Here is a 25341-nt window from a genome sequence, read left to right on the forward strand (position 1 = left end):
GCGAGTTCGAGAGCCGCCAGGTGCCCAGACGCCAGGCACCGCTGAGGCGGTGCAGGGGCGTGGACTCGGGCACGGCGGGACTCCTCGGGCGGGGCGGGACGGCGGCGGGACGGCCGCGGGCGACGGATCAGGGGGACCGTCTCCGAAGGACCCTATGCGGCCCCTGCGCGCCCCGACGAACCGACGACGGAAGGTTTACGCGCCCGAAACCTGGCGAAACGAGTCGGTGATCCGTCGCCGCATAGTGTCGACGGGCACGGGAAAAACGACAGGCGGGGCACCTCGTCATCGCGACATTCCCGATCCTGCTGTCGCGATCACGGAAGAGGCACCGCCATGACCACCCCCGCCATGACCACCCCCGCCACGCCCACTGTCGGCGTCTACCTCGCCGGATTCGAGGTCTTCGCGCCCGACGGGCCGGCCCTCGCCGAGCGGATGCGCGCCACCTGCCGCCGCTACGGGCTCGAGCCGATCTCGCCGCTGGACAAGGGCGCCGACGCCGATCAGGCCGACGCCGACCAGGGGCCCGCGCTCGAGGGCGAGGCGCTCGCGGATCTGATCTACGCGAACAACATCGCGATGATCGAGCGCGCCGACGCGATCCTCGCCAACCTCAACCACTTCCGCGGCCCGGATCCCGACGCGGGCACCTGCTTCGAGGTCGGCTACGCCGTGGCGCGCGGCAAGGCCAGCTACGTCTACGCCTCCGACGGCGCCACCGCGGTCGAGCGCACCCGCGACTTCTTCGGCCCGGTCACCCCCGACGGCGCGGGCGGCTTCACCGACGCGGACGGCTTCACGGTCGAGAACTTCGGCGCGCCGTTCAATCTGATGCTGTCCTCGTCGAGCACCGTCGTCCTCGGTGACTTCGAGGCGTGCGTCGCGCGGCTCGCGGCGGACGCGGCGGCGGGGCGCCTGCTGAAGCGGGCAGCGGTCGTGAGCACCGGGTCGTGAGCGTCGGGAGCATCGCCGAGCTGCGCGCCGCGCTCGCCGTCGGGGCCGTGTCGGCCGTCGAGGTCGCCGCCGATCGGCTCGCCGCGGTCGCCGCGCAGTCGGGCACGGTCGTGGCGTGGGACGAGGCGGCGGTCCTTCGCGCCGCCGCCTCGGTCGACGAGCGCCGCAGGCGGGGCGAGCCGCTCGGGGCGCTCGCGGGCGTCCCGCTCACGGTCAAGGACTCGTTCGACGTCGCCGGGCTCGACGGCAGCGTCGGCACCGCCGAGAGCGTGCACCGCTCCGTCGCGGACGCCCCGGCGGTCGCCGCGCTGCGGGCCGCCGACGCCGTGATCCTCGGCAAGACGGCGGTGCCGCCGTTCCTCGACTCGTTCGACACCGCGAGCGCGCTGCACGGCCGGGCGGTCAATCCGTGGGGCGCGCAGCTGACGGCGGGCGGCTCCTCCGGCGGGTCCGCCGCCGCGGTCGCGTCCGGCCTGTCCTGGGGCGACCTCGGCAGCGACCTGACCGGGTCGATCCGCGTGCCGGCCGCCTGGAACGGCGTCTGCGGGCACCGGCCGAGCAGCGGAGTGATCTCCAAGCGCGGGCACCTGCCCTGGCCGGTCGGCACCCGGCTCGAGCCCTCCGCGTCCGCCGCCGGGCCGATCGCCCGGAGCGCCGACGATACCGCGGCGCTCTTCGCGGTGCTCGCCGGGTCGGTCTCCTCCGGACCGTGGCGGCTCGCGCTGCCCGAGCCGCGGTTCTCCCGGCTGAGCGAGCTGACCGTGGGGCTGTGGCTCGCGGAGGAGAGCGCACCGGTCGACGACGAGACGGCGGCGGCGCTCGCCGGCCTCGCCGACCGGCTGCGCGATGCCGGGGTGACGGTGGTCGATCTCGGGCCGTCCGTGCTCGGCACCGCGGCGGCCGAGGCGCTCTTCGACCGGCTGGTCCTGCACGAGATCAGCTACCCCGGCGGCCCGGGCGCCCCTGTGGCGCAGGTGTGGGCCGACTGGGACGAGCAGCTGCGGCTGCGCGCGGAGTGGGAGCGGGCCATCGCCGGCGTGGACGTCGTGCTCGCGCCGGTGGTGCCGTTCGCGGCGCCCGCGTTCCCGCTCGCCGAGGCCGACCGCCGGGCGATCGGCCGCTGGAGCTGCCTGGCGAACCTCGCGATGGGCCCGTCGACGGTGCTCCCGATCGGTCTCGGCGCGACGTCCGGCCTGCCGCTGGCCGCGCAGCTTATCGGCGCGCACGGCGACGACCTCGCGACCCTCGGCGCGGCCCGGCTGCTGGCGGCCGAGGGCCTGGCGCCGCAGACGCTGCGGGCGCCCGAGACGGCCTGACCCGGCGTCCTCCGCTCGGGACAAAGAGAAAACCCGGCCCCAGAGGGGCCGGGTGGTATTCGAAAAGCATAGCCGAACGCCGCCTGCGGGCGGCGACGTGGCGCCGGATTGTCACCAACCGTCTGGTCGGGAGAGCCTGTCGATCCGCTCGGGAAGCTGCGAACTCCGAAGGTCGTGGTCGGTCAGCTCGTACCACCAGTGACCGCCCGCACCCTCGCCGGGTTCTCCCGCGAGCGCGCCGGCGCGGTAGGCGGGAGTGGGGTTGACCACCCCGACCGGCACTCGACGACGCGCTTCGCGGATGGGGAACTCGAGATCGCTGTCGTTGCTGATGACGACGGCGCGTCGACCGAGCGTTCCAGCACATCGATCAGGAGGTGCGAGGCGACGTTCACGTCGGATCCCTTCTCCTCCCGTCGGGCGATCGAGGCCATGAAGGTGGCTCCCGGGGCGTCGGCTCCGTCCCGGTCCCTGATCATCAGCGGCCAGGAGGGGGTGCTGAGGACCGGTCGCCCGCGTCGGTCCGGCGTCGCGAGTGGAGCGGTCGCTACCCGCGAGACGTAGCTCCCGAGAGCGAGGACGTCGATGGATCCATGCCGCTGCAGTGCACGGAGGTAGGTGTCCTGATCGCGTTGCCCCTGCGGATGAGAGGCCCCGCTGACGCGTGCGGTGCAGAAGACGATGCGCGTGCTCGATACCGCACCCCATCCTGCGCCGGGACCGGTGAGGAGGCCCGCGGCGAGTGCGCGCAGGTCGAGCCAGCGCCACCCCGGTGTGCCGCGGCCGCAGATCCGGCGCGCTCCGTAGTAGAGGTTGAACCCATCGATGTAGACGCCCACTCGCATGGACGGACGATAGACGCGTCGATGTCCGACCGGAGGCCGGTGGCGCCTGATCCGCGCCGCGCCTCACCCGCGCCGCTTCACCATCCGCCAGTTCACCAGCTCCACGCCCGCGCGCACCGGGTACTGCTCGGCGACCGCGACGAAGCCGTGGTGCTCGAAGAAGGGGCGCGCGGTGATGCTCACGTCCGCCGACAGCTCCGGCGCGTCCCGTGCCTGCGACTCCGCCTCGGCGAGCAGGCGGGTCGCGACGCCGCGGCGGAGGAAGCGCGGGGCGACGAACATCATGTCGATGTACCCGTCGGCGCTGACGTCCGAGAAGCCGGCGAGCTCGCCGTCGATGATCGCGACGAAGGCGTTCCGCGTCAGCATCGCGGCGTGCCAGGTCGGCACGTCGCGCTCGCCGGCCCAGGCGCGGATCTGCTCGGGGGAGTAGTCGGCGGCGGCCGTCTCGGTGACGGCGGCGAGGAAGACGGCCAGGGTTCCGGCGGCGTCGGACTCGGCGTAGGGGCGGATCGCGATCGGAGGCACCTCGACACCCTCCGCGCGAGATGCCACTTATGAGCTCGACACGCCGTGGAATCGCGTCATAAGTGGCATCTCGCGGGGTGGCGCGGGGGTCAGCGCCCCAGCACCCGCGCGTACACGCGGAGGTAGTCGTCGACCATCCGCTCGACGGCGAAGCGGCGGACGGCCGTCTCGCGGACCAGCGCGCGGTCGAGCCGGCGGGCGCGCGGCACGGCGGCGACCGCCTCCGCCGCGGATGCCACGACGAAGCCGCTCACGCCCTCGTCGACGATCTCGGGCATCGATCCGCGCCGGTACGCGATCACGGGGGTGCCGCAGGCCATCGCCTCGACCACCGACAGGCCGAACGGCTCGTCGAAGCCGATCGGGTGCAGCAGCGCGACCGCCGAGCCGAGCAGCGCCGCGCGCTCGGCCGGCCCGACGGAGCCGGCGTAGACCACGCGGTCGCCGTCGACGTGCGGCTCGACCTCCTCGCGCCAGTAGCGCTCGTCCTGCACGATGCCCGCGATCACGAGGCGCAGGCCCGCGCCGGCGGCGATGCGCACCGCCTCCGCCGTGCCCTTGTCGGGGTGGATGCGGCCGAGGACCACCAGGTCGTCGGAGCCGGGCTGCGCTGAGAACGGCAGCTCCGACAGATCGATCCCGTGGTGCACCGCGGCGACGTAGTCGAGCTCGGGCGAGCGGTCGCTCTCCGAGATCGAGACCAGGTTCGCGGTCAGCGGGTGCCGCAGCGCCTCGCGGTACGCGGGCAGGATGCCCGGGCCGGAGAAGCCGTGCACCGTCGTCACCAGCGGCACCGGCCACTGCGCGGCGAGCGCGAGCGGCAGCCAGTCGAGGTGGTTGTGCACGAGGTCGAACTCCCGCGAGCGGGCGAGCGCGTGCGCGATGTGCAGCGACTCCTGGACCCGCCCGTCGGCACCGGACTCGGCGTAGCCCTCCGGCACGACGCTCGAGAGCCGGCCCGCGGTCTCGGAGTCGCCGGTCGCGAACAGCGTCACGTCCACCCCGCGGCGAACCAGGCCCTCGGTGAGCAGGCTCGCCACCCGCTCCCACGGCCCGTAGTGCCGCGGTGGGGTGCGCCAGGCGACGGGCGCGAGCATCCCGACGCGCAGGCCCGCGATTCCCGGGACGCCCGTCACGCCGCGGCCGCCTGCGCGGGCTCCGCGCGGCGGACGACGAGCGAGGTGTGCAGGGCGGCGATGGTCGACTCCGCGCCCCGGTTCTCGTTGCGGCCGGTCGGCGTCAGGCCGTCGTAGCCGGCGCCGGTGACCGGGTCGATCATCACGGTCCCGGAGTCGTTCACCCCGTGGAACCAGGCCCAGCACGCGGCCAGGCCGTCGCGCCAGAGCGGGTCCTCCTCGATCGTCAGCGCGCGGGCGCAGGCGGCCGCGAGCGCCGCGACCTCGATCGGCTGCTGGTCGAACAGCGCGCCCGTCTCGCCGGGGCCGCGGCCGGCGACTCCGCAGACCGACAGGCCGTTCTCGCCGGACTCGAGCGCGAGCAGGAACGCCAGCTGCCGGAAGCCGCGGGTGAGCAGGACGGGGTCGCCGAGCGCCGCGCCGGCCGCGAGCAGCGCCTCCGGGAGGCAGCCGTTCGCGTAGCGCAGCCGCGGCTCGGGCCAGGGCCAGTCGGCCTCGGTGATCGGGAGCAGCGGCGTGATCGGGAGCAGCGGCGTGATCGGGAGCAGCGGCGCCTGGTGCAGCAGCGCCGAGCCGTCCGCGACGAGCTGCGCGGCGGCGGCGTTCTCGGGATGCGCCGCGAGCACCTCGACGGCGCCGAGCACGGCCGAGGTCATCGCGCGCAGGTGCGGCGAGCGCCGTGCCGCGAGGCGCAGGAACAGCCGCATCCCGCGGTGCCGGCTGAGCGGCAGCTCCGCCCGCGCCGCGACGACGCCGGCGGCCCAGACGGCGCGGCCCCACCAGTCGCCGAGCGACGGCTCCTCCGGGGAGTCGCCGTCGGCCGACACGCGGTTCCGCACCGTGCCGTCCGCGGCGCTCGCGCGCTCGAGGAAGCGCAGGTACTGCTCGGTCAGCCGCCGCGTCACCTCGGACTGCTCCGGCTCCTGCGCCACCACGATCAGCGCGCGCGCCACGTCGTCGACGCAGTAGCCGTGCTCCCGCCGCGGCACGTCGAGCAGCGCGTGCTCGAAGAGCCCGCCCGCATCGGTGAGCGCGTCGAGGTGGGAGTAGGGGAGCGCGGTCGAGAGGACCGGCGCCGTGCCGTCCACTCGGGAGGTCACGCCGCGCGCTCCACCCGGAGGCGCTCGACCAGGTCCAGGTAGCGGCCGGCCGCGGCGGGCCAGGACAGCGCCTCCGAGGGCAGCGCCGACGAGGGCAGCCCCGTGGTGGACGGCCCCGTGGTGTCGGACGCGGCCCCCGCGGCCCCGGCGAGCACCTCCCGCAGCGCGTCGGCCATCGCCGCCGGGTCCTCGAGCGCGACGGTGCGGCCGCGCGGCGCGGTCAGCAGCTCGAGTGCGTGCGGGAACGCGGTCGCGACGACGGGGCGCCCCGCGGCGAGCGCCTCCACCAGCACGCCGGAGGTGACCTGGTTGCGGGAGTCGTAGGGGAGCAGCACCGCGTCGGCCTCCGCGACCGCGGCGGCGAGCTGGGCCGGGTCGAGGTAGCGGCCGTCGAGGTCGACCCGGTCCCCGAGACCGAGCTCGGCGACGAGCGCGGCGAGCGACTCGCGGTACGCCTCCCCGTGCGAGGCGACGACCTTCGGGTGCGTCTGCCCGAACACCGTGTAGCGGGCGTCGACGCCGGTGTCGCGGAGGAGCGCCGTGGCGCGGATCCCCCACTCGATGCCCTTGCCGGGGCCGATCAGGCCCCACGTGATGATCTGCGGCGTGTCGCCGGAGTCGGCGCGCGGCGCGGTGCGCTCGGCGCCGCCCGTCCAGACCGGCACGCCGTGGGCGATGACGCCGACCTTGCGGGTGTCGACGGAGTAGTGGCGCTCGAGGATCTCGGCGGCGACGGCCGTCATCACCACGACCGCGTCGGCGAGAGCGGCGACGCGCTCCAGCACCGAGCGCTGCGAGTCGCTGGGGGTCTCGAGGACGGTGTGCAGCACGACGATCGCCGGGACCGTGAGCTGCTCCATCAGCGCGAGGACCTCGTCGCCGTCCGGGCCGCCGTAGATGCCGTACTCGTGCTGGATCACGGCGACGTCGCTGCGGCTGAGCTCCGCCGCGGCGTGCGCGATGCTCGCCGGGTCGCCCGCGACGAGCTCGGCGACGACACTCCGGCCGACGGCCGAGCCGGGGACGGCGAGCTCGTCCATCACGCGGACGGTGCGGATCGTCGCGCCGTGCTCCGCGGCCAGGGCGTCGCCGAGCGACTGGGCGAAGGTGGCGAGGCCGCAGCGGGTCGGCGGGAAGGTCGAGAGCATCCCGACGACGGCGCCGCCGCCGTGGACGAAGGGGAGGTGCTGCGTGGGGGTGAGGGGGTGCGCCATGCTGACTCCAGCCGCGGTCGTGCGGCCTCGGGGGAGCGACCGCGAACGGGCGAGGCGACTGCCGACCGGCACCCCTCGCGGGATCGCGGCAACCGGATCCGGTCCATCGCCGGCGGACCGGTCCTGAGTGACGTCACCCTAGAGGGGGTGGATGAACATCCGGGGTCGACGTCGTTCTCCGGCCATCGAGATGCCACTTGTGCACGCCTTTCACGGCGTGTCGCGTGCACAAGTGGCATCTCGCGGCGGGGGTCAGACCCTCGCGGGCGTCAGGGCGGTGGCCACCAGGGCGGCGCAGAGGAGGGCGATCGCCGTCAGAACCGCGGCGACGCCCAGGGGCGCGGCCAGGAGGGGGGTCGCCAGCACCGCGAGGGCGGCGGGCAGGACGAGGGAGGCGCGGAGCGGGCGGCCCTCGGCGAGGGGCAGGTGCACGGCCCACAGCATCACCAGGAAGGCGGCGACCGGCACGGCGACCGCGGCGCCGATCACGGTGTCGCTCGCCTCCAGGTGCCCGGCCGTCGCCGCGACCGCCGACTCGAGGCCGGCGCCCAGGCCGCCGAGCGCCGCGAAGATCACGAAGTGCGCGTACCCCCAGCGGAAGGAGAGGTCGCGCCGCCGCGCGAGCAGCTCGCCCGAGGGGTGCAGGAACGACAGCCACCACAGCGCGAAGACGATCACCAGTGCGCAGGCCGCGACGATCACGAGCGAGAGGCTCACGCCCGACTCCGTCACCGCCTGCTGCACCCCGGTCACGGCCGCGAGCACGCCCTCGCCGAGCAGGATGATCGTGAACAGCCCGTAGCGCTCGGCGATGTGGTGCGGATGCCAGCTCGACTCGCCCGCCCGCAGCGCCCAGAGCGGCACCGCCAGCTCGAGCGCCGCCAAGACGACGAAGCTCACCACTCCCCCTCTCTCGGGCAGGAGCAGCTCGTCCGGCAGCAGGAGCCGCAGCAGCCAGCCGACCTGCACGAGCGAGAATCCGCCCGCACTGCGCAGCGCCGACACCCGCTGCTCCGGCGTCGACACCGCGACCCGCAGCCACTGGCTCACCAGCGCGAACCGCATGATCGCGTAGCCGACGGTGATCGCCGTGAAGTCGCCCTCCTCGAACGCCGTCGGCACGCCCGCCGCGAGCACGAGCACCCCGCCCATCTGCGCGAGCGTGAGCAGGCGGTAGGGCACGTCGTCGGTGTCGTAGCCGGAGGCGAACCAGGTGAAGTTCATCCAGGCCCACCAGATCGCGAAGAACACCATCGCGAAGGGGAGCACCGTCTCGCCGAGGTGCCCCTCCTCCGTCGCGTGTGCGAGCTGCGCGGCGATCTGCGCGATCGCGACGACGAAGGTCAGGTCCACGAGCAGCTCGAGCGGCGACGACACCCGGTGCGGCTCGTCGACGGCGCGCGGGCGCATCCGGACGCGGAGGAGGGTCATGCGCTCATCCTGCACCCGCGTGCCCCGCCGCCGCGCTGCCGTACTCTGCTGCCATGCATCGAGGGGCGGCCGTGCGGTGGGGGCGCGCCTACTTCGCCGTGCAGGCGCTCGGCGGGGCGGCCTGGTGGCTGGCGGTCGCGCTCGTTCCGGCGGTGCGGCTGGCGACGCTCGGGCCGCTCGATCCGGTGCCGGTCGCCGTGCTCGACCTGCCGCTCTTCGTCGGCGCCTCCGCAGTCGCGGCGCTCGGACTCCGCTGGGCGGCGTGGACCGCGACCGTCTGGACCCTGCTCGTCACCCTCGCGCTCGCCGTCGTCGCGACGGTCACCGGCGAGGCCGGCTGGGGCGTCGTCCTGATGCTCGCCGCGTCCGGCGGCTCGGTCGCGGCGCTCTGCCTGCTGACGCTCGGGCGCATCCCGACGCGCTGGCTCGCCTCCGGGCCGTTCGCCTTCCGGCTCGCCGCCCGCGGCCGGACGCCGCTCGCGCACCTCGCGGCGACGCTCGGGCAGATCGCGGTGTTCTGGGGCGGCGCGCTCGTCGTGATCCCGCTGGTCGTCGCGGCGCTGGAGTCGCGCTGGGGGCTCGCCGTCGCGTTCCCGGAGCCGCTGCGCGCGGTCGGGCTCGCGCTGCTCGTGCTCGCGAGCGCGCTCGGGCTGTGGTCGGGGGCGACGATGTCGCTGCTCGGCGACGGCACCCCGCTGCCTGTCGCGATGACGAACCGCCTCGTGATCGCCGGCCCCTACCGCTGGGTGCGCAACCCGATGGCGGTCGCGGGGATCGGCCAGGGCGTCGCGGTCGGGCTGCTGCTCTCCTCCTGGCTGGTCGTCGTCTACGCGCTGCTGGGCGCGCTGGTCTGGAATCTCGCGGTGCGCCCGCTCGAGGAGGCGGACCTCGAGGCGCGGTTCGGCGCCGAGTTCCGGCGCTACCGCGACGCCGTGCGGTGCTGGCTGCCGGGGCGTCCGGTGCCCGGCGCGCGCAACATCAGCTGAGAGCAGGGGGCCTCCCCTGAGGGGCGAGGGACCCTCTTCTCAGCTGATGTCGTGCGGCGACCCGGCGCCTACGATGGTCCGGATGACGATCGACAGGGCGACCGCCACCTCCGAGCGCGGAACGACTCCGCCCGGGAGCGACCGCTCCGTCCTCGCCCGCCGCGCTGTCCTCCTCCGCCGGGTCGGCCTCGGCCTCGCGCTCGTCGCGGCTGCCGCGCTCCTCCGCGTCCTCTCGCCCGACGCCGCCGGCGACGTCCTCTCCGACGCCGTCCGCGACTTCCTCACCCTGGCGATCAGCGTCGTCATCGAGTCGCTGCCGTTCGTCTTCCTCGGCATCGTGCTCTCGATCGCCGTGCAGCTCTGGGTGCCGGAGGCGGTGCTGCTGAGGATCCTGCCGAAGCGCGCCCTGCCGCGCCGCCTGGTGATCTCGCTGCTCGGCGTGCTGCTGCCGGTCTGCGAGTGCGGCAACGTGCCGCTCGCGCGCGGGCTGATCGTGAAGGGCCTGTCCGTCTCGGAGTCGATGACGTTCCTGCTCGCGGCGCCGATCGTCAATCCGATCACCATCGTCACGACCTATCAGGCCTTCGGCTGGGCCGACGGGATCCTGGTCTGGCGCATCGTCGGCGGCTTCGTGATCGCGAACCTGGTCGGCTGGATCTTCAGCCGGCACACCGACCCGATGGCGCTGCTGACCCCTCGGTTCCGCGCGGCCTGCGAGGCGGGCGAGCGGCCCTCCCGCACCGTCCGCGCCAAGGCCCGCCGCAGCGTGCTGCTCTTCGCCGAGGAGACCGGCGCGATGCTGCCCGCGCTGTTCGTCGGCGCCGCGATCGCCGGACTCATCCAGGTCGGCGTCTCGCGCGACGTGCTGACCACCCTCGGCGGCGACCCGCTCTGGTCGGTGCTCGCGCTGATGGTCCTCGCCTTCGTGATCTCGATCTGCTCCAACGTCGACGCGTTCTTCGTCCTCTCCTTCGGCTCGACGTTCCTGCCCGGCGGCATCATCGCCTTCCTCGTCTTCGGCCCGATGATCGACATCAAGATGCTCGCGCTGCTGCGCACCACCTTCTCCGCGCGCACGCTCGTGCGGATCACCGCGCTGGTCGGCCTCTGCGCCGCGGTCCTCGGCCTGGCGGTGAACCATGCGCTCTGAGCGCCTGCTGGCCCGCTGGAAGGGCGTCGTCCTCAGCCTGATCGGCGTCGTCTCGACGCTCTGGCTCGCGGCGACCGGCCGCCTCGGCCTCTACATCCACCCGCGCTACTTCGAGTTCTCGGTGATCCTCGCGGCGGTCGCGGCGGTGCTGCTGATCTGTGCGTTCGCGATCGTGCCGGGCGCGGAGGAGGACGACGGGCACGCGGAGGACCACCTGCACGAGCACGCCCCGCGCCGGCGCTGGGGGGCCGGGCTCGCCGCGCTCGGGAGCCTCGCGGTGATCGCCTGCGCCGCCGTCGCGCTGCTCGTCGTGCCGCCCGCCGCGCTGACCGCCTCGACCGCGACCCAGCGCGAGGTCAACACCAGCGCCGTCGACGCCTCCGTCACCGCGCAGGCGCCCACCGGCGACACCGCGTCCTTCACCGTCCGCGACTGGGCGACGCTCCTGCGCCAGGGGGCGAGCGAGCAGTTCCTGGCCGGCCGCACCGCGACGGTCAGCGGCTTCGTCACCCCCGACGCGAGCGACCCCGAGAACGTCTTCTACGTCGCCCGCTTCATCGTCACCTGCTGCGCCGTCGACGCCCAGCCGGTCGGCGTGCCGATCCACCAGCCGGGCTGGGCCGACACCTACACCGAGGGCGAGTGGCTGGAGGTGACCGGCGGCTTCGGCGCGAACCCGAGCGTCACCAGCGCCGAGGCGGTCGTCCTCGAGCCCGACGTCGTGACGCCGATCGACGAGCCCGCGATGCCGTATGTCTACTGAGCGCGCGTTCTCCCGCGTCTTCTGGAGCGCCACCGCCGTCCTCGTCCTCGCCGTCGGCGGCCTCACCGCCGCCACGATCGCCAAGGGCCCGCGCGTCGCCTCGCTCGAGGTGAGCACCTCCGGCGTCGTCGAGCGCGACGGCGGCCGCGCCCGCGTGCACCTCGACCAGGCGATCGAGCCCGACGCCCTCGACCGGGTGCGCGTCACTCCGGATACCCCGCACACCGCCGAGCTCGAGGGCGGCGTGCTCACCGTCACCTTCGACGACACCCTCCGCTACGCCACCGAGTACGAGATCGCCATCGACGGCGCGCAGGGCACCGCGACCGGCGCCGAGTCCGACCTCTCCGCCGCGTTCACCACCAAGGACCCCGACCTCTACACCCTCGACCGCACCGCCGACGATCCCGCCCAGCCCGACGCGATCCGGGTGCGCCCGCTCTCCGGCGGCGACACCCGCGTCCTCTACACGGCGGACCGGATCCAGGACTACGCCGTCGTCGGCCCGGTGCTCGTCGTCGTGACCCTCGAGCCCGACGACACCACCCTCCTCCGCACGCTGACCCTCGACACCGGCTCGGAGGGCGTCATCCCGCTGCCCGGCCCCGGCGTCGTCCGCGAGCTGCACGCCTCGCCCGAGAAGGGCGTGCTCGGCTGGACCTTCACCGGCTCCGCGCCCGCCGGCCCGCTCGACCGCGCGCTCTACGCCTACGACCTCACCGACCAGAAGGCGGAGGCCGTGCCGATCACCGGCATCGACGGCGGCCCGCTGCGCGCGACCGACTGGATGTTCGTCCCCGGCACCACCTCCGTCGTCACCCACTCGCTCGACGACACCGTGCTGCTCGTCGACCTGCTGACCCCCGGCACCATCAGCCCTCTCGGCCAGCACGCCGAGCTGCGCGGCTTCGTCCCCGGCGCGAACCGGCTGGTCGTCGCCGACCCCGACTCCGGCTCCGTGATCGACCTCGCCGACGGCTCCGTCGAGACCCTCGCGCTGCCGCCCGCCGACGTCGGCCCGACCACGTCGCCCGTGCAGCTGCTGCTCCTGGACTCGTCGAGCTACCTCGAGCTCGAGGCCGACTACTCGCCCGAGACCGGCACCGCCCAGTACTCCGTGGTCCGCGTCGACGCGAGCGGCACCACCGAGATCTTCCGCACCTCGCCGACCGGCCGGATCCGCGGCGTCTGCCTCTCGCCCAACGGCCAGTTCGCCGCCGTCGAGGCCGTCTCGGCGGAGGGCGTCCCCGACGACTACCCCGACGTCCCCGGCTTCAGCGCCACCTCGACCGTCCTCGTCGACCTCGGCACCGGCGACACCTCCCGCAGCGTCAACGGCGTCTCCCGCGACTGGTGCTCGTAGCCCCCGCAGGGCTGCACTTCATGCTGGTCGAGTAGCCCCGCAGGGGCGTATCGAGACCCACCGTCACCCGCAGGGCGGACCTGCAGACTCACGTCCCGACGCCGGCGGATGTCGATACGCCCGCTGCGCGGGCGACTCGATCAGCATGAGCGTCCCCACCTCGTCGAAGTGCGTGCCCGGTTCGACAAGCCCCAGGTGACCTGCGCCCCGCAGCCGCACGCCGCCGGTACCTCGATGAGCGTGGTAGTGCGCTAACAATCACGCAAGCGAACAGCAGCTAGTCTATTGCGCAGCGCTGATAGTGCGCTAACATCGCTTCATCCCACCCCACAACAAAGGAGTTGACGTGACTGAGCCGTACACCGTCGTTGCCCTCTCGCCCCTGCAGATCCCGATCGTCGAGCCGGAGGACGCGGTCCGCAACACCAAGCGGATCATCGGATTCATGCGCACTGCCGTCGGCATCGCCTCGACCGAGGGCTACCCCGTGAAGCTCGTCGTGATCCCCGAGATGGCGATCCAGGGCATGCACATGGCCTTCAAGGCGGGCGACCGCGAGGCCGAGAAGAAGTTCGCCCGGACCATCCCGGGCCCCGAGACCGACGAGCTGGCGAAGGCCGCCCGCGAGCTCGGCACCTACATCGCCGGCGAGCTCTACCTCGTCGCCGACGACGACTTCCCCGGCCGCTACTTCAATGTCGCGTTCATGATCGACCCGGCCGGCGAGGTCGTCTACCGTCGCGCGAAGGCGACCAGCGACGGCTTCGAGGGCGGCACCCTCGGCACCACCAACCCGCACGACCTCTGGGACGAGTGGGTGGAGAAGAAGGGCGGCGGCGACGCGCTCGAGGCGATCTACCCCGTCGCGAAGACGCCGGACATCGGCAACATCGGCTACGTCATCTGCCACGAGGGGGCCTACCCCGAGATCGCCCGCGGTCTGGCGATGAACGGCGCCGAGGTCATCATCCGCGCCACCCTGATCGAGCCGCAGACGATGAACGGGATGTGGGAGGTCCAGAACCGCGCTCACGCGATGTTCAACAACGCGATCGTGGTCGCCCCGAACCTCGGCCCCGAGCTCGGCCCGGACGGCGTGCTCAACGACCTCTTCGGCGGCCAGTCGATGATCGTCGACCACAAGGGCACGGTCATCGTGAAGCAGGAGGGGCTCACCCCCGGCGACAGCTTCGTCAGCACGGTCATCGACATCGACGCCCTGCGCCGCGCCCGCCAGTCCAACGGCGTCTTCAACGGCTTCAAGGATCTGCGCACCGAGCAGTACGCGGCGATCTACGCGAAGCCGATCTACCCGAAGAACCAGTACCTCGAGGCGCCGCCGGAGGCCGGCTGGCTCGCCCGCGAGCGCGCCACGCGTCAGCGCAACATCGATCTGCTGATCGAGCGCGGTGTCTTCACCGCGATCGACACTCCCGCGGCGAGCGAGCTGCAGGCCGACGAGGAGACGCTCCAGCTGCAGGACTCGGCGCTCTAGGCGCCGGCCGCAGGCCCTCTGCCCCTGCCCCTGCCGGGCCGGGCCGCCCTCCCCGCGGCCCGGCCCCCTCCTCCCACGACCTCCCCCGCACGCCCCTCCCTCCTCCCACGACCCCCCTGCACGACCCCCCCGCACGACCCCGATCACCCTCACGAAGAAGTGGAACGCATGATCATGTCCGAGAACACCCGCATCCGGCGCCGCCTGCTCGTCGGCACCACCCTCCTCGTCACGGCGGCCTTCGCCCTCAGCGGCTGCCGGGCCGGCACCGACGAGTCGTCGGCGGACAAGGCGACCGGCCAGGGCCTCGTCATCGGCTGGAGCCAGCGCGGCATCAGCGGCAGCGACTGGTGGAAGACCCTCGTCGAGGGCGGCCAGGCCGAGGCCGAGAAGCTCGGCGCGACCATCCAGCTCCTCGACGCGAACGGCGACACCGTCCGGCAGAACTCCGACGTCCAGACCCTCGAGACCAAGAACGTCGACGTCGTCGTCATGAACCCGAACGACCCGATCGGCGTCGGGCCGTCCGTCGCCTCGCTGGCGGACGCCGGCATCCCGCTGGTCACCGTCAACTCGAGCCTCGACGCGTCCCTCGTGCCCGACATGTTCTGCTACGTCGCGGAGGACCAGGAGTACACCGGCTCGCTCGCCGGCACCGAGGCCGCGAACCAGGCGCTCGCGCGCTTCGACGGCGGCGCGGTCAAGATCCTCGGCATCGGCGGCTTCCCCGGCGACGTGCTCAGCGACCTCCGCTTCAACGGCTTCAAGGAGGGCTTCGACGCCGTCATGGCGGAGCACCCCGACACGGAGGTGACCTACCTCGACACGAAGTACGGCGAGTGGAAGCCCGACAAGGCACTCGACCCGATCCGCGACGCGGCGACGGCCAACCCCGACCTCAACGTCGTCTACAGCATGAGCGACGTGATGAACGGCGGCGTCGTCCAGGGGCTGCAGCAGGCCGGGCTCTGGGGTCCGGACGTCCTGCTCGCGAGCTACGACGGCGGGATGGTGTCGGTCCAGCAGATGGTCGACGACCCCACCGGGCCGCTGATCGCGACCGCGTCGAACCAGCCGTGGGACCAGGGCGCCGAGGCCGTCCGGATGGCGGTGGCCGCCTACAACGGCGACACCGAGGCCTGCCCCGACAAGACGCTCTACATCGACACGACGGTCGTCACGCCGGAGAACGCCGCGGACTACCTCATCCCCGAGGACACCTACGTCCGCGCCAAGGACGACGAGTGAGCACCGCCGCCGCCGTCGACGAGCGACCGGTCGAGCTGGTCCTGGAGGGCGTCACCAAGTCCTACCCCGGCGTCCAGGCGCTGAAGGGCGTCAGCTTCGCAGTCCGCCGCGGCAGCATCCACGCCCTGGCCGGCCAGAACGGCGCGGGCAAGTCGACCCTCGTGAAGATGCTCTCCGGTGCGGAGGCCCCGGACGCGGGCACGATCACCCTCGGCGGGGTCGTGCAGCGCTTCCGGGACCCGGCCGAGGCGCAGGCCGCCGGCATCCACACCATCTACCAGGAGCTCAGCCTCGTGCCGTCGCTGACCGTGGCCGAGAACATCTTCCTCGGCCAGCTGCCGCTGAAGGCCGGTCGCGTCGACTGGGCGCGGATGAACGCCGAGGCGCGCACCGCCCTCGCCCGGGTCGGCTTCGACCTGGACGTCCGGCTGCCGGTCTCCCGCTTCTCGGTCGCCGAGCAGCAGGCGGTGGAGCTCGCCAAGGCCCTGCGCAAGAACGCGCGGGTCCTGCTGCTCGACGAGCCGACCTCGACCCTGCCGCGCCCGGACGTGCTCAAGCTCTTCACCGTGCTGCGCCGGCTGGCGGAGGAGGGCGTCGCGCTGATCTTCATCTCGCACCGGATGGACGAGGTCTACTCGCTCTGCGACTCCGTCACCGTCCTGCGCGACGGGGTCGCCGCGGCGAGCATGACCACGGCGGGCAGCACGCCGGCCGACGTCGTCACCGCGATGATCGGCAAGAGCCTCGAGGGCTCGATCGCCGACGCCGCGCTGCGCGGCGAGCGCAGTCCGCGGCTGGGCTCCGGCGGTGGCGAGGAGGTCCTCCTCTCCGTCTCCGGGCTGAGCGAGGAGGGCCGCGTCGAGGACGTCTCGTTCGAGCTGCGCCGCGGCGAGGTCCTCGGGATCGCCGGTCTGATCGGCAGTGGGCAGTCCGAGCTGGCGGGGCTGCTCGCCGGCGCCCGGCGCTCGACCTCGGGTCGGATGCGCGTGGCCGGCGAGAAGGTGGCCTTCTCCTCGCCGCGGGACGCGATCCGCCGCGGGATCGGCCTGCTGCCGCAGGACCGGAAGGCCCAGGGCTTCGTGCCCGAGCTCGGCGTCGCCGCGAACATCACCCTCGCGAGCATGCCGATGTTCAGCCGCTTCTCGGTGCTCGACATCCGGCGCGAGCGCCGGGTCGCGCTCGAGATGATCGAGCGGCTCGGGATGAAGGTCTCCGGCGTCGACCAGCCGATGAGGACCCTGAGCGGCGGCACGCAGCAGAAGGGCATCCTCGCCCGCTGGCTGGTCCGATCCTCCACGCTGCTGGTCTGCGACGAGCCGACCCGCGGTGTCGACGTGGGCGCCAAGGAGGACATGTACGAGCTCCTGCGCGCCTTCGCCGACTCCGGCGGCACCGTGATCCTCGCGAGCTCGGAGATCTCCGAGGCGATGATGTGCGACCGCGTCCTCGTCATGGCCGGCGGCCGCGTCGTCGCGGAGTTCGACCACGACGACATCGATCCGAGCGGCACCACGCTCCTCGAGCGCCTCGCCTGACGGGCGATCCGCGACTCTCCCTCCCGCCGGCGCCGCCGGCCCCCACGACCTCAAGGACGAGAACACCATGCCGAAGAACACCCTCGACCGGCCGCCCGCCTCGCGGCGACCGGACACCTCCTCCTTCGCGGCGGTGACGCAGCGGCCGACGTCCGCGGCGGGCGCCCTCGCCCGCCGCGTCCTGCCCAAGAGCTACCTCGTGCTCGTGCTGATCGCGATCATCATCGCGGGCTACTACGTCTCCGCCGACTTCCTCACCCTGCGCAACGCCGAGAACGTCATCGCGGCGGCCTCGATCGTCGCCGTCCTCGCGGTCGGGCAGTTCTTCGTGGTCCTCACGGGCGGCATCGACCTGTCCGTCGGCTCCACGCTGGCTCTCTCGACCGTCGTCGTCGCGCTGACCCTGCAGTCCGGGCTGTCGGCCGAGGCCTCGGCCGCGGTCACCCTGCTGTGCTGCGCCGGAGCGGGTCTGATCAACGGCCTGCTGATCGTCTGGCTGCGCATCCCGCCGTTCATCGCGACCCTCGCGACGATGAGCGCGATCAAGGGCTTCAGCTACATCATCCAGTCGACGAGCCTGATCCAGATCCTGGACGAGCGCTTCATCGACGAGTTCTCCCGCGCCGAGGTGCTCGGGGTCCGCAGCCCCGTGCTGATCTTCGTGGTCGTCGCGATCCTCGCCGGACTCGTCGCCCGCTTCACCACGTTCGGCCGCTCGCTCTACGCGATCGGCGGCAACCCGGAGGCGGCGAGACTGTCGGGCCTGCCCGTCGCCCGCAACCTGATCATCACCTACACGCTGTCGGGACTCCTGGCCGGGCTCGCCGGGCTCATCGCCGCCGCGCAGCTCCGGCAGGGCTCCTCGCTGATCGGAGTCGGCTACGAGCTGGACGCCATCGCGGCGGTGGTCGTGGGCGGCGCCTCTCTGATGGGCGGCAAGGGCGATCCGATCAGCGCCGTGATCGGGGTGTTCGTCCTCGCGACGATCATCAACATCATGAATCTGGTCGGGATCTCGTCCGAGCCCCAGCTGGTGATCAAGGGCGGGGTGATCATCCTCGCGGTCTTCCTCTCCAGCGCCGGCGGAGTCGCCAGGATCGGCGCGTTCGGCGGGAAGCACGCCCCCCGCCGCCGCGCCGCCCGGACGGCCTGACCCGCGTGGCCAGGGGCGCGGCGGGGCCGGGAGGCGCCCGCGGGGCGCGGATGGTCGACGTCGCGCGCCTGGCCGGGGTCTCGCAGCAGACGGTGTCCCGCGTCGTCAACGGCTCGGACAACGTGGCCGCCGATGTCCGCGAGCGGGTGGAGCGGGCGATCGCCCAGCTGCGCTACCGCCCGAATCCGGCGGCACGGGCCCTCGCCAACCGGCGGTCGATGAACATCGGCATCGTCAGCTTCGGCCTGGCGCAGTACGGTCCGTCCGTCGCCCTCACCGGCATCGCGGACGAGGCCCGCCGCTCCGGCTACGCCACCAACCTGGTCACGCTCGGAGCGGTCGACCGCTCGAGCATGCGCTCCGCACTCGATCACCTCGTCGCCGATCTCGTCGACGGGATCGTGGTCCTCGCGCCGCTGACCTCGGCGGTGCACGCCGTCCAGGGCTTCGACGCGGCGGTGCCGCTGGTCGCCTTCGAGCCGGGCGGCGTCCCCTCCGGCTCGACCGTCGTGACGGACGAGGAGGCGGGGGCGCGGCTGGCGACCGAGCACCTGCTGGGGCTCGGCCACCGCACGGTGCACCACCTCGCCGGACCCGCCGGCTGGCTGGCCACCGAGGCGCGGATCCGCGGCTGGACCTCGGCGCTCGGCACGGCCGGCCGGGTGCTGCGTCCCGCCCTCGCCGGCGACTGGTCCACCTGCTCCGGCTACCGCGCCGGCGCCGAGCTGGCGGCCGACCCCGACCTCACGGCGGTCTACGCCGCGAACGACCAGATGGCGCTCGGCCTGCTCGCCGCGTTCGCCGACGCGGGCCTCCGGGTCCCCGCCGACGTCAGCGTCGTCGGCTTCGACGACATCCCCGAGGCGCGCTACTTCCGCCCCGGCCTCAGCACCGTCCGCTTCGACTTCGAGGCGGTCGGCCGCCTCGCCGTCGACCGCATCCTCGCCCTGATGGGCGCCGACGACGTCCAGCACGTCACCATCCCCGCCGTGGGCGCCGACCTCGTGCCGCGCGCCAGCACCGCGGCGCCCCGCTCCAGCCATCGACCACCCGCCTGACCAGGCCTCTCGAGAGAAGGAACCACCATGACCATCGACAGCACCGGAGCCGCCGTGCGCGCGTTCGGCCGCACCGACCTCGCCGTCTCGAGCGTCTGCGTCGGCACCAGCGCGCTCGGCAGCTTCCCCGCCCAGTACGGCTACGAGGTGAGCACCGACGTCGCCGTCGCGACGATCCGCCGCGTCTTCGAGGGGCCCTTCACCTTCATCGACACCTCGAACGAGTACGGCGGCGGCGACAGCGAGCGCCGCATCGGCTCCGCGATCCGCGAGAACGGCGGAGTCCCCGACGGCGTCGTCGTCGCGACGAAGGTCGACCCGCTGCCGGGCTCGAGCGACTTCTCGGGCGACCGCGTGCGCCGCTCCGTGGAGGAGAGCCGGGAGCGCCTCGGCCTCGACGTCCTGCCGCTCGTCTACCTGCACGACCCCGAGAAGATCACCTTCGAGGAGGGGACCGCTCCCGGCGGCCCGCTCGAGGCGCTGCTCCGGCTGCGCGACGAGGGCGTCATCCGCTACCTCGGCGTCGCCGGCGGACCGATCGATCTCGAGCTGCAGTACCTCGCCACCGGCGCCTTCGACGCCGTGATCAGCCACAACCGCTACACCCTCGTCGAGCAGACCGCGGTGCCGCTGATCGAGGACGCGCACGAGCGCGGCGTCGCGTTCGTCAACGCCGCGCCCTTCGGCGGCGGCATGCTCGTGAAGGGCCCGCGCGCCGTCCCGCGCTACTGCTACGCGCCCGTCGGCGATCGCACCCTCGCGCGCGTGCTCGAGATGGAGCGGCTCTGCGCCGACTTCGGCGTGCCGCTCGCGGCCGCCGCGCTGCAGTTCTCCACCCGCGACCCGCGCGTCGCCTCGACCATCGTCGGCATGTCCGAGCCCGACCGGATCCAGCAGACCCTCGACCTCGCCGAGACCCCGATCCCGCAGGAGCTCTGGGACGCCCTGCTCCCGCTCGCCGCGGTCGGCCGCGACGGCCTCGAGAAGTGATCCCGCGGTCCCCGGCCCGCGCGGTCCTCGACACGAAAGGAACACCCGCATGACCAGCATCAAGAACCCCGAGCCCGTGGACGTCGTCATCGTCGGCGCCGGAGCGGGCGGCGCGACCGCCGCGAAGGTCCTCACCGAGGCCGGGCTGCGCGTCGTCGGCCTCGAGCGCGGCCCCTGGCTGAAGCCCGAGCACGCCTCCGGAGACGAGCTGAAGTACCTCAACCGCAACTTCATCTGGCAGGACCCGAAGCTCAAGCCCCGCACGTACCGCCAGAACGAGAGCGAGGAGGCGGTCGTCACCAACTTCTCCGCCACCCCGCAGGTCGTCGGCGGCGGCACCACGCACTGGGGCGGCATGGTCCCGCGCATGACCGAGTCCGACTTCAAGCTCCGCTCGCTGCACGGCGACGTCGAGGGCGCGAGCCTGGTCGACTGGCCGATCAGCTACGACGAGCTCGAGCCGTACTACACCCGGGTGGAGTGGGAGTTCGGCACCTCCGGCCTCGCCGGCGCGAACCGCTGGGAGGGCCGGCGCTCGAAGGGCTACCCCACCAAGCCCTCGCCGCTCAGCCAGATCGGCCGCACCTTCGCCACGGCGATGGACCGGCTCGGCCACTCGACCTTCCCGATGCCGCAGGGCATGGTCACCGAGCCCTACCGCGGCCGGCAGCCGTTCAGCGAGAACGGGTTCTGGCAGCAGTACCCGGACCCGGGCACCGGCAAGTCGTCCACGCTGATCAACTTCATCCCGGACGCCGTCGCGACCGGCCTCTACGATCTGCGTCCCGACTGCTACGTCAGCGAGATCCTGGTCGGCCCGGACGGCCGGGCCACCGGCGTGCGCTACCAGGACGAGGACGGCAACGAGTTCGTGCAGAAGGCGAAGGCGGTGATCGTCGCCGGCGGCGGCATCGAGACGCCGCGTCTGCTGCTGATGTCGAAGTCCGCGCTGTTCCCCGACGGGCTCGCGAACGGCAGCGGTCAGGTGGGGAGGAACGCCACCTTCCACCAGTACTCGTTCTCCGTCGGGCTCTTCGACCGCGAGGTGAGCGACCCGCTCTACGGCTGGGCCGGCCACTACATGAGCCTGTGCTCGTTCGACTTCTACGAGACCGACGCCAGCCGCGGCCACATCCTCGGCTCGCTGATCTTCCCCTCGATGATCGGCCACCCGGTCAACTGGAGCTTCCCCGGCCGCCCGAGCTGGGGGCAGGCCGCCAAGGACGCGGACCGGGAGCTGTTCAACCACTCGATGAAGATCGGGATCCTCCTGCACGACCTCCCGCGCGAGAGCAACCGGGTCGACCTCGACCCGACGGTGAAGGACGCCTGGGGCCTCCCGGTCGCCCGGATCACCCACACCCCGCACCCGAACGACTTCGCGCAGGAGAAGTGGCAGGTCGCGAAGAACGGCGAGATCCTCGAGGCGGCCGGTGCCGCGAAGGTCGTGCCCGTGAACATGGAGCGCATCACCGGCAACACCTCGCACGAGCTCGGCACGGTGCGGATGGGGAACGACCCCGCCACCTCCGTCGTCGACCGCTGGTGCCGCTCGCACGAGGTGCCGAACCTCTACGTCTTCGACGCGAGCTTCTTCCCGACGGCGACCGGCATCAACCCGGCGCTGACGATCATGGCGAACGCCTGGCGCTGCAGCGACCGCATCATCGCGGTCGACTCCCGCGGCTGGTCGTCGGACGACTGAGCCCGCGCGCGGCACCGCGCACCACATCATCACGAACCGGCAAGAGAGGACATCATCATGGGACAGGCAGAGTGGGTGACCGTTCCCGTCTCGACGCGAGACGTCGACGGGCCGCTGTTCTTCGACCAGCACGAGTGGGACACCATCGAGGCCGCGACGGCCCGGATCATCCCGACCGACCACCATCCGGGCGCGCGAGAGGCGAAGGTCGTGCGGTTCATCGACCGCATGCTCTCGGGCACGCGGTTCGTCTTCCCCGCGGCGGACGGCGTCGGCTGGCTCCGGATGGAGGGGCTCGAGGAGCAGGCCTGGCAGGAGCGGATCGACAGCCGCCGCACCTTCTACCGCGAGGGCGTCGTCGAGCTCGACCGCCTGGCCGCCGAGGCGCACGGGCGGCCGTTCGTCGAGCTGGACGACGAGCAGCAGGACGCGGTGCTCGTCGCGCTCTCGCGGGAGGAGAAGCCGGCGCGCTTCCTCTTCGCGGAGTCCGACGGCCAGGGCAGCGGAGGAGCGCCGGCCGGCAACCAGCCGGTCAACGAGGACTTCCTCGAGTTCTTCCCGCTGCTCGTGCTGAACACCCGGCAGGGCTTCTACGGCGACCCGGTCTACGGAGGGAACGAGAACCGGGTGGGCTGGGGCGTCATCGGCTTCGACGGCCCGCCGACCCTGAAGTCGACGATGGACGGCAGCTACACCACCACGCAGTACATGGTGCCCGAGGCCGAGTGGCCCTACGAGCGCCACCCCGCGGTGCTGCGCTACCGCCGGCCCTAGGACGGGCGGGGCGCGAGACAGGGCGGCGGTCCGGCGCAGGTCATAATCGGGTATGCCCTCGACCGGATCGCCGCCCCCTCCCGCCGGCCGGGCCGCGGCGTGAGCCGGGTCTCCTCGCGGGCGCACGGCCCGCGGATGGTCGACGTCGCCGCGCTCGCCGGGGTCTCCCAGCAGACCGTCTCGCGGGTGATCAACGGCGCGCCGAACGTGTCGCCCGAGATCCGCGAGCGGACCGAGAAGGCGATCGCGCAGCTGCGCTACCGTCGCAACACCGCCGCGGCCGCCCTGGCGAGCAACCGGACGATGAACATCGGCGTCGTCAGCTACTCGCTCTCGGTGCACGGCCCGTCCGTCGCGCTCTACGGCATCTCGGAGCAGGCGAGGCGGAACGGCTACTCCACGCGGCTGATCACGCTCGGCGACGTCGGCCGCTCGAGCATCCGCCACGCCCTCGACGAGCTGACCGCCGACGAGGTCGACGGCATCATCGTCCTGGTCCCGCTGGGGAGCGCGGTCGAGACGCTCCGGGGGCTCGACTCCCGCGTCCCCATCGTCACGTTCGAGCAGGGCTCCGCCCCCGGCGCGTCCAGCGTCTCGATCGACGAGGTGCACGGCGCGCAGCTCGCCGTCCGGCACCTGCTCGAGCTCGGGCACGAGACCGTCGCCCACGTCGGCGGACCGGAGGGCTGGATGGCCTCCGAGGCCCGGGAGCGCGGCTGGTCGACCGAGCTCGCGCTCGCCCGTCGCGTGGCGCGCCCCGTGCTCCGGACGACGGACTGGAGCGTCGCCGAGGGCTACCGGGCCGGCGTCGAGCTCGCCGCCGATCCCGACGTCACCGCGGTCTTCGCCGCCAACGATCCCTTCGCGCTCGGCGTGATCAAGGCGTTCGACGACCACGGGATCCGCGTTCCCGCGGACCGCAGCGTGGTCGGCTTCGACGACGTCCCCGAGGCGGGCTACTACCGGCCCAGCCTCTCGACGGTGCACCTCGACTTCGCCGAGGTCGGCCAGCTCGCCGTCGACCGGGTGTTCGCGCTGATGCGCGGCGAGGCGGTCGAGCCGCTGCCCCTGATCGCGCCCACTCTCGTCGCGCGGGGGAGCAGCGCCGCGCCGCGCTGAGCGTCGCTGCTCCGGTTCTCCGGTTCTCCGGCTGGCGGCTCAGACGCCGTGGATCTCGACCGGCAGTCCGTCCGGGTCGCGGAGGAAGAACATCGCCCGCCCGGTGTGCGGGTCCGTGCGCAGGGGCTCGCACGCGACCCCGCGTCGGACGAAGTCGGACCGCACCGCCGCCGGGTCCGCCGCGGCGAGGGCGAGGTGCCGCAGCCCCAGCGCCTCCGGATCGGACACCCGCTCGGGCGACGACGGGAAGGTGAACAGCTCGAGCAGGTACTCGCCGTTCAGGCTCAGGTTCGCCATCCACGATCCGCGCTCCTCGCGCAGCACCTCCGAGTCGAGGCGGAAGCCGAGCACGTCGAGGTAGAACCGCTTGGCGCGCTCGTAGTCGCTCACGATGATCGCGACGTGGTGCAGCCCGAGCAGCGCGCTCATCGGGGATCCGTTCCGGTCACGGTGCCCCAGCGTAGCGACGCGTCCTTCCGCCGCAGGTCCTTCCAGCGCAGGTCCTTCCAGCGCAGCGCCGGCCGCTCGACCAGCCACCACGAGGCCACCGCGAGCAGGAGCGTCACCGCCACGACGAGCGCCAGGTCCGCCGCCGTCGGCAGCCGCCCCAGTACCTCGAGCACGATCTGCTGCACCGGATAGCTCCACAGGTACAGCCCGTAGGAGAAGTCGCCGAACCGCGCCGCCCGCCGCAGCACCGGCAGCGACCCGGTGCCCACCACGATCACGAGCACCGGCAGCGCGATCCAGAGCGCGACCTGCTGCAGCGGAGTCCCGGCCGCGAGGAGCAGCACCGTGAGCGCCACGACGCCGGCCGGCCAGCGCAGCCATGCGGCCGGCACCAGCAGCCGCACCGCCGCGGCCGCCGCGAAGAACGCGCACAGCTCCGCGGAGGACCCGAGCGCTCCGCCCAGCCCCGTCACCACCGCGAGCCCCACGAGCGCCACCACCGCGAGCACACCGCGAGCCCGCCCCGGCACCCACCGCAGCGCCAGCACCCCGAGGTAGCAGCAGAACTCCACCCCGAGCGTCCAGAGCGAGCCGTTCACCGCCGGCCGCGCGTGCACCGCCGAGTCGAAGACGCCCGGCAGCTCGTACTGCGCCAGCAGCGGCACGTTGAGCGCGTAGGCCCAGGTCTGCGGCGACGAGAAGTACGCCCCGGCCGGCAGTGACGTCACCAGCGGCCCGAGCACGAGCATGCTCAGCGCGACCACGACGATCAGCGCCGGGAAGATCCGCAGCACCCGGTGCCAGAGGAACCGCCCCACGCTCGGCGCGCGCTCCATGCTCCCCGCGATCAGGAACCCGCTGACGCAGAAGAACACCGAGACGCCGAGCGAGTGCACGGGCAGCCCGAGCAGCCGCGGCGCCGGCTCGCCGAGCAGCACGGCGCCGTGCCCGACGACGACCATCAGTGCGGCGACCAGCCGCAGGGCGTCGAAGTCGTTGCCGCGCGCAGTCACGCCCTCACCGTA

At 73.1% G+C, this 25341-nt stretch carries 23 protein-coding genes; 15 read left to right on the top strand and 8 right to left on the bottom strand.

What is annotated here, in order from left to right; all coding sequences use genetic code 11:
* Positions 1 to 336 precede the first annotated feature (336 nt).
* Positions 337 to 957 (top strand): nucleoside 2-deoxyribosyltransferase, encoded by a 621-nt coding sequence (locus EDF45_RS00905; protein WP_221181067.1) that lies wholly within the window; start codon positions 337 to 339, stop codon positions 955 to 957.
* Positions 954 to 2273, top strand: coding sequence for an amidase (locus EDF45_RS00910; protein ID WP_185020055.1), 1320 nt, complete (start codon positions 954 to 956; stop codon positions 2271 to 2273). Before EDF45_RS00905 ends, EDF45_RS00910 begins: the two co-directional genes overlap by 4 nt.
* Before the next feature lie 182 nt (positions 2274 to 2455).
* On the opposite strand, the gene EDF45_RS00915 is transcribed toward EDF45_RS00910, so the two are convergent.
* The 6 genes from EDF45_RS00915 to EDF45_RS00940 all read right to left on the bottom strand — a co-directional run bounded on the left by EDF45_RS00915 (position 2456) and on the right by EDF45_RS00940 (position 8527).
* The gene (locus EDF45_RS00915) at positions 2456 to 3118 is read right to left on the bottom strand and encodes an NYN domain-containing protein (RefSeq protein WP_243581448.1); all 663 of its coding nucleotides are present in this window, start codon (positions 3116 to 3118) and stop codon (positions 2456 to 2458) included.
* 63 nt (positions 3119 to 3181) lie between these two features.
* Positions 3182 to 3646, bottom strand: a complete 465-nt coding sequence (locus EDF45_RS00920; RefSeq protein ID WP_123734616.1) for a GNAT family N-acetyltransferase — start codon at positions 3644 to 3646, stop codon at positions 3182 to 3184.
* Positions 3647 to 3735: 89 nt separating this feature from the next.
* On the bottom strand, positions 3736 to 4782 hold the full coding sequence (locus EDF45_RS00925) for a glycosyltransferase family 4 protein (RefSeq protein ID WP_260311725.1): 1047 nt from the start codon (positions 4780 to 4782) through the stop codon (positions 3736 to 3738).
* Positions 4779 to 5882 carry a glycosyltransferase gene (locus EDF45_RS00930; RefSeq protein WP_260311726.1) on the bottom strand — a complete coding sequence of 368 codons (1104 nt, stop codon included), beginning with the start codon at positions 5880 to 5882 and terminating at the stop codon, positions 4779 to 4781. Before EDF45_RS00930 ends, EDF45_RS00925 begins: the two co-directional genes overlap by 4 nt.
* A complete protein-coding gene (locus EDF45_RS00935; RefSeq protein WP_123734617.1) occupies positions 5879 to 7096 on the bottom strand; it encodes a glycosyltransferase in 1218 nt (405 codons plus the stop codon). The genes EDF45_RS00930 and EDF45_RS00935 overlap by 4 nt, the downstream gene beginning before the upstream one ends.
* A gap of 252 nt (positions 7097 to 7348) precedes the next feature.
* Positions 7349 to 8527, bottom strand: a complete 1179-nt coding sequence (locus EDF45_RS00940) for a low temperature requirement protein A (RefSeq protein ID WP_123734618.1) — start codon at positions 8525 to 8527, stop codon at positions 7349 to 7351.
* A gap of 53 nt (positions 8528 to 8580) precedes the next feature.
* Between EDF45_RS00940 and EDF45_RS00945 the strand changes: the two genes are divergently transcribed.
* The 13 genes from EDF45_RS00945 (at position 8581) to EDF45_RS01005 (ending at position 23866) form a co-directional block, all read left to right on the top strand.
* Entirely contained in the window at positions 8581 to 9513 is a 933-nt protein-coding gene (locus EDF45_RS00945; protein WP_123734619.1) for an isoprenylcysteine carboxylmethyltransferase family protein, read from the top strand.
* An 82-nt stretch (positions 9514 to 9595) separates the two neighbouring features.
* Positions 9596 to 10663, top strand: coding sequence for a permease (locus EDF45_RS00950; protein WP_123444472.1), 1068 nt, complete (start codon positions 9596 to 9598; stop codon positions 10661 to 10663).
* Complete coding sequence (locus tag EDF45_RS00955) at positions 10653 to 11426, top strand: TIGR03943 family putative permease subunit (protein WP_123734620.1); 774 nt, start codon at positions 10653 to 10655, stop codon at positions 11424 to 11426. The genes EDF45_RS00950 and EDF45_RS00955 overlap by 11 nt, the downstream gene beginning before the upstream one ends.
* Complete coding sequence (locus tag EDF45_RS00960; protein ID WP_123734621.1) at positions 11416 to 12789, top strand: hypothetical protein; 1374 nt, start codon at positions 11416 to 11418, stop codon at positions 12787 to 12789. The genes EDF45_RS00955 and EDF45_RS00960 overlap by 11 nt, the downstream gene beginning before the upstream one ends.
* Before the next feature lie 346 nt (positions 12790 to 13135).
* A complete protein-coding gene (locus tag EDF45_RS00965; RefSeq protein WP_123734622.1) occupies positions 13136 to 14284 on the top strand; it encodes a nitrilase-related carbon-nitrogen hydrolase in 1149 nt (382 codons plus the stop codon).
* Between the two features lie 168 nt (positions 14285 to 14452).
* Positions 14453 to 15532 (top strand): substrate-binding domain-containing protein, encoded by a 1080-nt coding sequence (locus tag EDF45_RS00970; protein WP_243581125.1) that lies wholly within the window; start codon positions 14453 to 14455, stop codon positions 15530 to 15532.
* The gene (locus EDF45_RS00975) at positions 15529 to 17067 is read left to right on the top strand and encodes a sugar ABC transporter ATP-binding protein (protein WP_123734623.1); all 1539 of its coding nucleotides are present in this window, start codon (positions 15529 to 15531) and stop codon (positions 17065 to 17067) included. Before EDF45_RS00970 ends, EDF45_RS00975 begins: the two co-directional genes overlap by 4 nt.
* A gap of 67 nt (positions 17068 to 17134) precedes the next feature.
* Positions 17135 to 18220 (top strand): ABC transporter permease, encoded by a 1086-nt coding sequence (locus tag EDF45_RS00980; RefSeq protein WP_123734624.1) that lies wholly within the window; start codon positions 17135 to 17137, stop codon positions 18218 to 18220.
* 50 nt (positions 18221 to 18270) lie between these two features.
* Complete coding sequence (locus EDF45_RS00985) at positions 18271 to 19278, top strand: LacI family DNA-binding transcriptional regulator (RefSeq protein WP_123734625.1); 1008 nt, start codon at positions 18271 to 18273, stop codon at positions 19276 to 19278.
* Positions 19279 to 19305: 27 nt separating this feature from the next.
* Positions 19306 to 20268, top strand: a complete 963-nt coding sequence (locus EDF45_RS00990) for an aldo/keto reductase (protein WP_123734626.1) — start codon at positions 19306 to 19308, stop codon at positions 20266 to 20268.
* A gap of 49 nt (positions 20269 to 20317) precedes the next feature.
* Positions 20318 to 21973, top strand: a complete 1656-nt coding sequence (locus EDF45_RS00995) for a GMC family oxidoreductase (RefSeq protein ID WP_123734627.1) — start codon at positions 20318 to 20320, stop codon at positions 21971 to 21973.
* A 57-nt stretch (positions 21974 to 22030) separates the two neighbouring features.
* On the top strand, positions 22031 to 22747 hold the full coding sequence (locus tag EDF45_RS01000; protein WP_123734628.1) for a gluconate 2-dehydrogenase subunit 3 family protein: 717 nt from the start codon (positions 22031 to 22033) through the stop codon (positions 22745 to 22747).
* Positions 22748 to 22846: 99 nt separating this feature from the next.
* The gene (locus tag EDF45_RS01005; protein WP_308197366.1) at positions 22847 to 23866 is read left to right on the top strand and encodes a LacI family DNA-binding transcriptional regulator; all 1020 of its coding nucleotides are present in this window, start codon (positions 22847 to 22849) and stop codon (positions 23864 to 23866) included.
* Positions 23867 to 23905: 39 nt separating this feature from the next.
* On the opposite strand, the gene EDF45_RS01010 is transcribed toward EDF45_RS01005, so the two are convergent.
* Together EDF45_RS01010 and EDF45_RS01015 are read right to left on the bottom strand one after the other, a co-directional pair.
* A complete protein-coding gene (locus EDF45_RS01010) occupies positions 23906 to 24295 on the bottom strand; it encodes a VOC family protein (protein ID WP_123734629.1) in 390 nt (129 codons plus the stop codon).
* Positions 24292 to 25329 carry an acyltransferase gene (locus EDF45_RS01015; protein WP_123734630.1) on the bottom strand — a complete coding sequence of 346 codons (1038 nt, stop codon included), beginning with the start codon at positions 25327 to 25329 and terminating at the stop codon, positions 24292 to 24294. Before EDF45_RS01015 ends, EDF45_RS01010 begins: the two co-directional genes overlap by 4 nt.
* Positions 25330 to 25341: the final 12 nt, after the last annotated feature.

Origin of the sequence: Rathayibacter sp. PhB186, from assembly GCF_003751825.1 — a bacterium.
GTDB classification, from domain to species: domain Bacteria; phylum Actinomycetota; class Actinomycetes; order Actinomycetales; family Microbacteriaceae; genus Rathayibacter; species Rathayibacter festucae.